Source organism: Massilia sp. ST3, assembly GCF_018119405.1.
Lineage (GTDB): Bacteria > Pseudomonadota > Gammaproteobacteria > Burkholderiales > Burkholderiaceae_D > Telluria.
In genome coordinates this window covers 1-10908 of record NZ_JAGPWC010000107.1, presented here as the reverse complement: position 1 = coordinate 10908, position 10908 = coordinate 1, and the positions used below count along the sequence as shown (strand labels likewise).

The 10908-nt window shown below is 66.1% G+C and carries 7 protein-coding genes; 6 read left to right on the top strand and 1 reads right to left on the bottom strand.

Annotated features, from left to right (window positions below; translation table 11 throughout):
* Nucleotides 1–173 precede the first annotated feature (173 nt).
* On the bottom strand, nt 174–3053 hold the full coding sequence (locus KBW98_RS22620) for a TonB-dependent receptor domain-containing protein (RefSeq protein ID WP_211522424.1): 2880 nt from the start codon (nt 3051–3053) through the stop codon (nt 174–176).
* A 530-nt stretch (nt 3054–3583) separates the two neighbouring features.
* Between KBW98_RS22620 and KBW98_RS22615 the strand changes: the two genes are divergently transcribed.
* The 6 genes from KBW98_RS22615 to scpB all read left to right on the top strand — a co-directional run bounded on the left by KBW98_RS22615 (nt 3584) and on the right by scpB (nt 10833).
* Nucleotides 3584–4522 (top strand): ABC transporter permease, encoded by a 939-nt coding sequence (locus KBW98_RS22615; protein WP_211522423.1) that lies wholly within the window; start codon nt 3584–3586, stop codon nt 4520–4522.
* A complete protein-coding gene (locus KBW98_RS22610; RefSeq protein ID WP_211522422.1) occupies nt 4519–5529 on the top strand; it encodes an ABC transporter permease in 1011 nt (336 codons plus the stop codon). Before KBW98_RS22615 ends, KBW98_RS22610 begins: the two co-directional genes overlap by 4 nt.
* Nucleotides 5529–7217 carry an ABC transporter ATP-binding protein gene (locus KBW98_RS22605; RefSeq protein ID WP_211522425.1) on the top strand — a complete coding sequence of 563 codons (1689 nt, stop codon included), beginning with the start codon at nt 5529–5531 and terminating at the stop codon, nt 7215–7217. The genes KBW98_RS22610 and KBW98_RS22605 overlap by 1 nt, the downstream gene beginning before the upstream one ends.
* 219 nt (nt 7218–7436) lie before the next feature.
* Nucleotides 7437–8381 (top strand): VTT domain-containing protein, encoded by a 945-nt coding sequence (locus tag KBW98_RS22600; protein WP_211522421.1) that lies wholly within the window; start codon nt 7437–7439, stop codon nt 8379–8381.
* Between the two features lie 287 nt (nt 8382–8668).
* Nucleotides 8669–9685 (top strand): glucokinase, encoded by a 1017-nt coding sequence (locus tag KBW98_RS22595; RefSeq protein ID WP_211522420.1) that lies wholly within the window; start codon nt 8669–8671, stop codon nt 9683–9685.
* A 416-nt stretch (nt 9686–10101) separates the two neighbouring features.
* Nucleotides 10102–10833, top strand: a complete 732-nt coding sequence (gene scpB, locus KBW98_RS22590) for an SMC-Scp complex subunit ScpB (RefSeq protein ID WP_211522419.1) — start codon at nt 10102–10104, stop codon at nt 10831–10833.
* Nucleotides 10834–10908: the final 75 nt, after the last annotated feature.

Here is a 10908-nt window from a genome sequence, read left to right as displayed (position 1 = left end):
CGCCTTCGCGGGGATGACGTTGAATCAGGGAGTGGGCGCTTCACGCTATCGACTTCGGACACGTACCTGGAAACGTCCTCCCCGCGCAGGCGGGGACCCAAGTTCTCTCAGCTCTGTCGAGCAATAAAAAAACGGCGCACCGAAGTGCGCCGTTTCCATTCACATCACCCGAATCAGAACTTGGCGGTCAGGTTCAGGAAGATGTGGCGGCCCATCGCGTCGTAGACCTGCGGATAGGTGTTGCCGTTGCCGAACACGGCAGCGACCACGCCCGTCACCGGCGGATCCTTGTCCAGGGCGTTGTTCATGCCCACGCGGAAGGTCAGCTGCTTGTTGATGTTCCAGCTGCCCACCAGGTCCAGGTAGTTGCGGGCGCCGAGGCGCTCGTCAGCCGGCTCGAAGTCGGCGGCCAGGATATCGTTGCTGCTGGTCGCGTCCAGCTTCACGCCCTTGATGTAGCGCCAGGTCGCGCCGATCTCGATACCCCTCCATGGCGTGCCCCAGACGGCGCGCACCTTGTGACGCCACTTCGGCAGCGGGGTGCCGCAGGTGGTGCCGTGCAGGCCGGCGCAGTCGTACTCGCCCGAACCCGGGAAGTCTTCCTGCACGAACTCCTTCAGGTAGGTGCCGATCAGCGAGAGGTCCAGGCTGCCCCAGCCGCCCAGCTTCATGCCGTAGTTGGCGCCCAGGTCGATACCCTTGGTCGCGCGCATGCCCAGGTTCTGGTTGGTGGCGACCACTTGCGCGGTCGGCAGCGCCCACAGGGTGCCGATGCGGTCACGGGTGATCAGCGAGCAGAACTTCGGATCGCCGGTGTTCAGGCACTGCTGCAGGGTGGTCGATGCCGGCAGGCCGTCGATCACGTCTTCCACCTTCATGTCGAAGGCGTCGATGGTCACCGACAGGTTGCGCATCGGGGTCAGCACCAGGCCCAGGGTGTACGAATCCGACTTCTCCGGCGCCAGGTTGGCATTGCCGCCGGTGATCTGGTTGTACTGCTGGGCAGGGCTGTCCTCGATGGTGCCGTACTGGGCCGCGGTGACGCCGGTCAGGGCGCACTGCGCCAGGGTAGCGCTCGGGGTGGCGCCGGCGCATGGGTCGTTCGACATGCCGAACAGGCTCAGGCCTGCCGGGGTGAACAGCTCGACCACGTTGGCGGCGCGGGCAGCGCGCTGGTAGCTGAAGCGCACTTTGGCGGCTTGCACCGGCGCCCATTCCGCACCGATACCGTAGGAGTTGGTCTTGTGGCCGGTCGAGTAGTCCGAACGGCGGTAGGACGCGGTCAGGGTCAGCTGGTCGGCGAACGGCATCTTCTCGAGCACCGGGATGCGGGTCTCGGCGTAGTAGTCGCGCACGCTGAACTGGCCGGCCACGCCCTTGGTCGGGCCGCCCTGGCCGGCCAGGTCGCCGGTTTCGAAGGCGGTGTCGGTGGCCAGGTCGAGCTTCTCGGTGCGGTGTTCCCAGCCCAGCGCCAGGCCGACGCCGTTGTTGCTGGTCGGGAGCTTGATGCCGTACTCGCCCAGGTCGGTCGACAGGTTCAGGCCCTGCACCGACTGGTGGGTGCTGCCTTTCTGGAAGCCCGGGGTCTGCAGGTACTTCAGCGATTCCGGCGAGATCGCGCCCAGCGCCCAGATGTTGTACGGGACGCAGTTCGGGTCGGTGCCGTCGACGAAGCTGCGGCAGGCCGGACCGGCGGCGGTGTTGACGACGTCGAGCGAGCGGCCGATACGGGCGTTCGAGAAGTCGTTGAAGTAGGTTTCCGAGAACAGCACCTTGCCCACTTGCGCGAACGCGTCGTAGGTCCAGTTGCCGATGTCGCCCTTCACGCCGATCACACCGCGGTAGGAGGTGTGGCGCTGGTCGTCCTGGCGGCCGCCGCCTTCGACGTTGCGGCGGAAGATCAGGGCGTCCGCGGTGTCGCCGGGGCCGGTCAGGCCGAGCGCGTTCTTCCATGCGGTCGACAGGAACGGGTTTTCCCAGCGGATCGCGTTGGCGCCGGAGGCGTCGAAGCCGAACAGGCCGGACGGTGCGATCTGGGCCACGGTGTGGTCGTCGTGGAAGCTGGCCTCGGTGTAGAGGCGCATCTTGTCGCTGATATCGTAGTGGGTGAAGGAGCTGAAGGTGTAGCGTTCCGACGGACGGCGGAAGTAGTTCAGCGGACCGTAGTTGTACTGGTCGGTGGCGGCCACGTACGGACGCACGCCGCCGGCGGCGTCAGCCACGGTGAAGCCGCCGTTGTCGGTGATGAAGCGGCCAGGGAAGCTAGTGCCCGAACCGCCGCAGTTGAAGGTGTTGCCCGAGCTGAAGCCGTCCAGCGAGCAGGCGGTGAAATCGCGCTCCGATTGCAGCAGCGGATCTTCCTTCTTGTAGCCGATGTAGACCACGGCATTGCCCTTGCCGTCGGCGAAGTTACCGCCCATCAGCAGGTTGATGTCCTTGACCTTGGCGTCGGCGCTCTTGTCGTCGGCGACCGGGAAGTTGCGGCGACGTGCAGCGTCGGCAGCCGCGCCGCCGTTCTGCTGGTGGTTGTAGAACTGGTAGTTGCCTTCGATCTGAACGCCCTGGAAGTTGTCGTTCATGATGAAGTTGACCACGCCGGCCACGGCGTCCGAGCCGTAGATCGCCGATGCGCCGCCGGTCAGGACTTCGACGCGCTTGATCAGCGATGCCGGAATCTGGTTCAGGTCGGCTGCGGTGTTGCGCGGGGAACCTGCCGGCAGGCGGCGGCCGTTAACCAGCACCAGGGTGCGGTCGGCGCCGAAGTTGCGCAGGTTGACGGTCGCGGTACCGGTCGAGCCGTTCGAGATCTGGCCGCCCTGGTCGGCGAACACCTGGGGCAGGTTGTTCAGCAGGTTTTCGACCGACTTCACGCCTTCCAGCTTGATGTCCTTCGCGCCCACCACGGTGACCGGGCTGACGCTTTCCAGGTTGGCGGTCGCGATGCGCGAACCGGTGACTTCGACGCGCTGCAGCTGCTGGCCTTCGGCCGGCGCTTGCGGCGCTTGCTGGGCGTGGGCGGCCGAGAAGGCCACCACCATGCCGCCAGCAAACATCAAACGTACTGAACGAGATAAAACTGTTTCAACCATCATGTGAGTTTCCCAGTTAGCCCTGCCGGCGGCGATGTCCGCCCGCACAGTAATTGTCACAAATTGCCGCCATGCAAAAACGGCATCTTTTACCACTCGGCAATAAAAGCATTCCCGTGCATACGCTGTCAATCGTAAAGACAAGTAAGAGAAAAAAAACAACTAATTTCCGTCGGGTATTTACTTCGATAAAATTTGGTGATATGGACAAAAAATAAAAAAAGGTGGTCGGCGAGGCATGCCTTTTTATCTACGGGTTTCCCTGTTGCGGTGCACACTGGCGCACCACGGAGGTGCCTCGCGGGCGCAAGCGCCTGCCTGGCCAACTCCCTCCTTGGAGGAGGGCGGAAAAAAGGGTCTCAGTCATGTGTTTTGCATATAACGCTGGACTATCGGTCCCACACAGCCTGTGCCTGTGCACCCCGGGCGTTATGCGCTATCGTTACGCCTTTCGGCTTGATCCAAGGGCAAGCCTTCGGGAATGCGGGAGTTTCATGGTTTCTTATATCCTCCGGCGGCTGTGGCAGATGCTGCCGACCATGGCGGGCGTCGTGGTGCTGGTGTTCCTGCTGTTTAACTGGGTGGGCGGCGACCCGGCCTACCTGCTGGCCGGGAAAATGGCGGACACGGCGGCGATCGAGAACATCCGCCGCCAGCTCGGCACCGACCAGCCCTACACGGTGCAGCTGTGGATCTTCGTCAAGCAGATCCTCAGCTTTGATTTCGGCAATGCCTGGAGCACGGGCGAGCCGGTCTCGCACATCATCGCCAGCCGCCTCGGACCGTCGCTCACGGTGCTGGTGCCGCTGACCGTGCTCGAAACCCTGTTCGGCATCGCCCTGGCCCTGGCCATCGCCTTCGTGCGCGGCTCGCTCACCGACCGCGCCGTGATGGTCGCGTGCACGGTCGGCATGTCGATCTCGATCCTGGTCTACATCATCGTGTTCCAGTACCTGTTCGCCTACAAGCTCGGCCTGTTCCCGGTGCAGGGCTGGGGCGAATCGCTGGGCGAGAACCTGCTGCGCTACGCGCTGCTGCCCATCATCATCGGCCTGGCGGTGTCGATCGCGCCCACCCTGCGCCTGTACCGCAGCTTCGTGCTGGACGAAGTGGGGCAGGACTACGTGCGCACCGCGCGCGCCAAGGGACTGAAGGAGCGCCGCATCGTCTGGGTGCACGTGCTGCGCAATGCCGCGATTCCCATCATCACCCACGTCATGGCCAACCTGCCTGCGCTCCTGATCGGCGCCTTCCTGCTCGAGCGCTTCTTCGGCATTCCCGGCATCGGGCGCGAGGTGATCCTGGCGGTCGAGCGCAGCGACTTCCCGGTGATCAAGGCGATCACGGTCTACGTGGCCGCCGCGACCATGGTGTTCAACCTGCTGGCGGACCTGCTGTACCAGGCCGTCGATCCGCGCGTGCAGCTCACATGACGAACCATTCCGTTTCGCCCGGCCTGTGGGCCCTGGCCTGGCGCCGCCTGCGCGCCGACCGCATCGCCATGCTGGCCCTGGCCGTGGTGGCCGGCTTCCTGGTCCTGCTGGCGCTGTCCGGCGCCGGCCTGGTTGCCGCCGACTGGGAAGAGGAGGTGGCGGTCAACTACGCGCCGCCGTCCTTCGTGGGCGCCGACGCCGCCATCCGCGCAATGGCCGCGGCCCAGGCTCCGCGTCCGGCGCCGCCGAACGCCTTCGATCCGCTGGCGGACGAACTGGCCGAACTCAAGGCCAAGGTGGAGGCCGAGCACCCGTCTTCGCCGAAGCGCACCACCTTGCCCTTCGGCGCCGACAAATGGGGCCACGACGTCATCAAGAAGACCATCAAGGGCGGCGAGACCTCGATCGTGGTGGGACTGGTCGCGGCCTTCGTGGCGGTGGCGCTGGGCACCCTGTTCGGCGCCGTCTCGGGCTTCTACGGCGGCATCGTCGACGACCTGTTCAATTGGTTCTACAGCGTCTTCACCTCGATTCCCTCGATCCTGATGATCCTGACCGTGGCCGCGGTGCTGCAGCAGAAAGGGGTAACGACCATCGTCCTGATCCTGGGCCTGACCGGCTGGACCGGGCCCTACCGCCTGATGCGCGCGGAATACATGAAGCACAAGGCGCGCGAATACGTGATGGCGGCCGACGCCATCGGGGCGTCCGGCTGGCGGCGCATGTTCGGCCACATCCTGCCGAACGTCTCGCACGTGGCCCTGGTGCAGATGTCGATCCTGGTGGTCGGCTTCATCAAGGCCGAGGTGATCCTGTCCTTCCTGGGCTTCGGGGTGCCGGTCGGCGTGGTGTCCTGGGGCAGCATGCTGAACGAGGCCCAGAATGAGCTCATCCTGGGCAAGTGGTGGCAGCTGGCCGCGGCGAGCGGCGCCATGGCCTTGCTGGTGACGGCCTTCTCCCTGTTCGCCGACGCCTTGCGCGACGCGCTCGATCCCAAGCTGAAATGATGAACCAGGATTCCTCCATGCTGTTGTCGGTACGCGACCTGCGCATCTCGTTCAAGGTCGACAGGAAGACCACGGTCGAAGCGATCAAGGGCATTTCCTTCGACGTGCCGCGCAACGCCACCGTGGCCCTGGTGGGCGAATCGGGCAGCGGCAAGTCGGTCAGCTCGCTGGCCGTCATGGGCCTGCTGCCGCCGGACACCACCATCGTGCACGCAGGCGCCAGCGTGCGCTTCGACGGCCGCGAGCTGCTTGGCTTGCCGGTGGCCGAGCGGCGCAAGCTGTGCGGGCGCGAGATCGCGATGATCTTCCAGGAGCCGATGTCCTCGCTCAACCCGGTATTCACGGTGGGTTTCCAGATCGGCGAGGTCCTGCGCCTGCACATGGGCATGGGCAAGCGCGCGGCGCGGGCGCGCACCCTCGAGCTGCTGGCGGAGGTCGGCATTCCCGACCCCGCGAACAAGATCGACGCCTATCCCTCGCAGATGTCGGGCGGCCAGCAGCAGCGCGTGATGATCGCGATGGCGATCGCCTGCGAGCCCAAGCTCCTGATCGCCGACGAGCCGACCACGGCGCTCGACGTCACCATCCAGAAACAGATCATGGAGCTGATCGCCAGCCTGCAGAAGCGGCGCCAGATGGCGGTGCTGTTCATCACCCACGACCTGGGGCTGGTGGCCGAGATCGCCGACCGCGTGATCGTGATGCGCCACGGCGTGGTGCGCGAGGAAGGGGAGGCGGCCCAGGTATTCGGCGCGCCGGCCGATGCCTATACCCGGGCGCTGCTGCACTGCCGGCCGAAGCTCGACGAGCGGCCCGTGCGGCTGCCCGTCATCGACGATTTTCTGAACGGCGGCGCGCGTCCGGAGGCCCTGGCGCAACGCAGCCGCGGCACCTCGCCCCAGGACGAGCCGGTCCTGGTGGTGAAGAACCTGGCCAAGAGCTTCTGGCTGCGCGAAGGCCTGTTCGGCAAGCGCGAATTCAAGGCCGTCAAGGACGTGTCCTTCACCCTGGGGCGCGGCAAGACCCTGGGCGTGGTCGGCGAATCCGGCTCGGGCAAGACCACGGTGGGGCTCACCCTGCTGCGCCTGCACCGCGCGACCGGCGGCAGCGCGCTGTTCGAGGGGCGCGACCTGGTGGCGATGTCGGACCGCGACTACCAGCCCTACAAGCGGCGCATCCAGATCATCTTCCAGAATCCCTACGCCTCGCTGAATCCGCGCTTCACGGTCGGCCAGATCCTGCTCGAGCCGATGCGCATCCACCGCATCGGCGCCGGCGAGGCCGAGCGGGTGGCGATGGCGCAGCACCTGCTCAAGCGGGTAGGGCTGCCCGAGCAGGCCTATCACCGCTATCCGCACGAGTTCTCCGGCGGCCAGCGCCAGCGCATCGCGATCGCGCGCTGCCTGACCATGAAGCCGGAGATCCTGGTGTGCGACGAGTCGGTGTCGGCGCTCGACGTGTCGGTCCAGGCCCAGGTGCTGAACCTGCTGCAGGACCTGCAGGACGAGTACGGGATGAGCTACATCTTCATCTCGCACGACCTGTCGGTGGTGAAGTACATCTCGGACCAGGTGATGGTCATGCACCATGGCAGCGTGGTGGAGATGGCCGATGCGGACGAGCTGTACCGGAATCCGCGGCATCCGTACACGCGCTCGCTGCTGGCGGCGATTCCGCGCGGGGCGTAGCGTATCCATGCCCGTCGTTCCGGCGAAGGCCGGAACCCAAGTCTGCGGGCTTATCGTTATCGTTTGAAGCAGGTGGTTGCGGTACGAACTTGGGTTCCGGCCTACGCCGGAACGACGGTGTAGGCCGCGGGCCCGGAGAGAGGGAAGGGCGTTGCGTATATGCCAAACGAAAGAAGCCCCCGCCCTGTGAGCAGCACCGAATTGGGCTAATATAGAACGATGCCCCCGTTATCCGACCTGATCCAGATGTACGGCGTGCTGATCGTGTTCGGCATCGTGCTTGTCGAGCAGTTCGGCCTGCCGATTCCCGCCTATCCCATCCTGATCGTGGCCGGCGCGCTGGCCGTCGACGGCGGCGTCAGCTGGGAGCTGTGCCTGGTGGCGGCGGTGGGCGCCTGCCTGATCTGCGACCTGTTCTGGTTCCGCGCCGGGCGCTTCTACGGCAAGCGCATCCTGCGCCTGCTGTGCAAGATCTCGCTGTCTCCCGATTCCTGCGTCAACCAGACCGAGGACCGCTTCCGCCGCTTCGGCGTCAAGTCGCTGCTGGTCTCGAAATTCATCCCCGGCTTCAACACCATCGCCGCGCCGCTGTCGGGCGCCATGGGGACGAACACGCGCCAGTTCCTGGCCTTCTCCATTACCGGCGCGGCCCTGTGGAGCGGCACCGGCATCCTGCTGGGCACCTGGTTCCACGACAGCGTCGACGGCGTGCTCGAGCTGCTCTCGACCATGGGCAGCACCGCGCTGTCGGTGGTCCTGTCCCTGCTCGGCCTGTTCATCGTCGCCAAGTACATCGAGCGCCGCCGCCACCGCGCGCGCAGCGCGATCGAGCGCATCGAGCTGGGCGAGCTGCTGGCCCTGATCGACGGCGGCCACGACCCGCTGATCATCGACGCGCGCAGCCTCACCGCCCAGGGGCTGGAAGCCGCCATTCCCGGCGCCCTGGTGTTCCAGTCCTGCCAGCCGGCGCAGCTGATGGCCTCGCTCGACCGCAACCGCCACATCGTCGTCTACTGCAGCTGCCCGAACGACGTCACGGCCGCCGAGGTGGCCAAGCAGTTCCTCGCCAACGGTTTCCACCGCGCCCGTCCGCTCAAGGGTGGGCTGGATGCGTGGAACGCCCATCACAATCCGGACGCCTCGCTCGATCCGGCGCCCTGCTGATCCGCCCCATTGCCGATGCGTAGGGTTGGCGGCGCTGCCGCCGACACAGCGCCGGCGCTCCGGCGATCGCCGGCTTCTCCATGCCGGAAAAATTGTTCACGCCGCCAACGCGTCGGCGGCAGAGCCGCCAAGCCTACGCTCGAAGTAGTCGGACTACTACACCTTTTCCCGACTTTTCCACGGTAATTGTGCCCCTGCCGGCATAACATGTACCTAAACTACAAAATGTTCTTGTAAGCGCGGCAAAAAGTTTAGTAAGCTTGGTGATCACTTCTTTTTGATCCGCAATGACCGCTTCCGCCAACAGCCCATCGCCCGCGTCCGTCACCCATGCCGGCGGCGCCCGCCTGCTCGCCGACATCGGCGGCACCAACGCGCGCTTCGCCCTGGAGTTCGGGCCGGGCCGGATCGAGCTGATCGACGTGTTGGCCTGCAAGGATCACCTGACCCTGGCCGCCGCCGTGCGCGCCTACCTGGCCTCGCCGGCCGTGCTCGAGGCCCATGCCGGCCCGGTGCGCCATGCGGCGATCGCGATCGCCAACCCGGTGGTGGGCGACTACGTGCGCATGACCAACCATCACTGGGAATTCTCGATCGAGGCCTTGCGCCGCGAGTGCGGCTTCGAGGTACTGGAAGTGGTCAACGATTTCTCGGCCCTGGCCCGCTCGCTGCCCCACCTGGGCGGCCAGAAGCAGCAGGTCGGCGGCGGCGCGCCGGTCGCGGACGCACCGCTGGGCCTGCTCGGTGCGGGCACCGGCCTGGGCGTGTCCGGCCTGATTCCCTGCGGCGCCGGCTGGACCGCGCTGCGCAGCGAGGGCGGTCACGTCACCTTCTCGCCGGCGAATGAAACCGAAGTGGCCATCCTCCAGTACGCCTGGCGCGAGTTCGAGCACGTCTCGGCCGAGCGCCTGCTGTCGGGCGCGGGCGTGGAGCTGATCTACCGCGCGCTGGCCGACCGCGCCGGCCGTCCGGGCGAAAGCCTGGGGGCGCCGGAAATCTCGCGCCGCGCATTGGCGGGCGAGTGCGGGCTGTGCGACGCCACCCTGGAAGCCTTCTGCGGCATGCTGGGCACCGTGGCCGGCAACCTGGCCGTTACCCTGGGCGCCCAGGGCGGGGTCTACATCGGCGGCGGCATCGTGCCGCGCCTGGGCGAACGCTTCGCGCGCTCGTCCTTCCGCAGCCGCTTCGAGCAAAAGGGCCGCTTCGCCGGCTACCTGGGGCAGATCCCGACGTATGTGATCACCGCCGAGTACCCTGCCTTCCTCGGCGTATCGGCGATTTTGTCGGAAAAACTGTCCGGCTGACACGATTCGCGGGGACGCGCGTCCGAAACCCTTGTCTCCGGACGGGTTTTATCGGTTACAATGACCGGCAGTTGGAAGAAACGACGTCGTCCGCTCGCGCCCGTGCGCCCCGGCCGGTGGCCTCCCGGCGGATCCGGATCCTGATCCAGACCCCGCGTTTCGCTTGAAAATCAACGGCGAGCAGCCCAGCCACCAGGCGGGCCGCCTGCGCAGGCTCCTTGCCTGCCACGTAATGCCAGCCCGGCGCGTCCAAGCCCGGGCCCCTGATTCCAGTTTGACGACGAAGTAGATCGCAGCGGCGGCCCGTCCGCTCGACGGCCGATATCGGCGCCGGCCTTGCGCCGCTCCGCTGACGCCCTTGTTGTTATCTGTTTTTGTTTGATGTTCCTTGCATTCGAGCCTGACGACATCGTGATATGAATACAGACGAGGCCAAGCGGGTCCTCGAGACCGCCCTGTTGTGCGCCCGGGAGCCGATGTCGATCCATGGCATGAAGAAGCTGTTCGCCGAAGTCGACGCCAACGGGCGCCAGGTCGGCGCCGGCGTGGGCAGCGACACGATCAAGATCCTGCTCGAGGAGCTGCGCCAGGACTGGCAGGGCAGGGGCATCGAGATCGTCAGCCTGGCTTCCGGCTGGCGCTTCCAGAGCCGGCCCGAGATGAAGCCTTACCTGGACCGGCTGGCGCCGGAAAAGCCGCCCAAGTATTCGCGCGCGACCCTGGAAACGCTGGCGATCATTGCCTACCGCCAGCCGGTGACGCGCGGCGACATCGAGGAGATCCGCGGGGTCGCGGTCAACTCGCAGACCATCAAGATGCTGGAAGACCGCGGCTGGATCGACGTGGTCGGCCACCGCGAAGTGGTCGGGCGGCCAGCCCTGCTCGGCACCACCAAGCAGTTCCTGGACGACCTGGGCCTGGCCTCGCTGTCCCAGCTGCCGCCGCTGCAGCCGATCTCGGATGTGCCGGACGGCCGCAGCCTGGAAGCCCTGGAAGCTGCGCTGAAAGAGAATTTTGACAAGGCGGATGCCCCCGTGCCCGCCGACGAAACGATGTCTTCACCTGTTGAAGTCCCGATTCATGACCGGGAGACGGCGGCCGACGCTGGGCCGGGTCTGCACAATAAAGATACGAACGATGACTACTGAACCGAACGATTCGAAGCCCGCCGACGCGGGCGAGGTCGCCGCCAAGCCGAAGCGCCGCACCAAGGCCGCCGCGGC

Coding starts and splice junctions, on each gene's coding strand:
- KBW98_RS22620 (WP_211522424.1), bottom strand. CDS start 3,053: ATGTTTGCTGGCGGCATGGTGGTGGCCTTCTCGGCCGCCCACGCCCAG.
- KBW98_RS22615 (WP_211522423.1), top strand. CDS start 3,584: ATGGTTTCTTATATCCTCCGGCGGCTGTGGCAGATGCTGCCGACCATG.
- KBW98_RS22610 (WP_211522422.1), top strand. CDS start 4,519: ATGACGAACCATTCCGTTTCGCCCGGCCTGTGGGCCCTGGCCTGGCGC.
- KBW98_RS22605 (WP_211522425.1), top strand. CDS start 5,529: ATGAACCAGGATTCCTCCATGCTGTTGTCGGTACGCGACCTGCGCATC.
- KBW98_RS22600 (WP_211522421.1), top strand. CDS start 7,437: ATGCCCCCGTTATCCGACCTGATCCAGATGTACGGCGTGCTGATCGTG.
- KBW98_RS22595 (WP_211522420.1), top strand. CDS start 8,669: ATGACCGCTTCCGCCAACAGCCCATCGCCCGCGTCCGTCACCCATGCC.
- scpB (WP_211522419.1), top strand. CDS start 10,102: ATGAATACAGACGAGGCCAAGCGGGTCCTCGAGACCGCCCTGTTGTGC.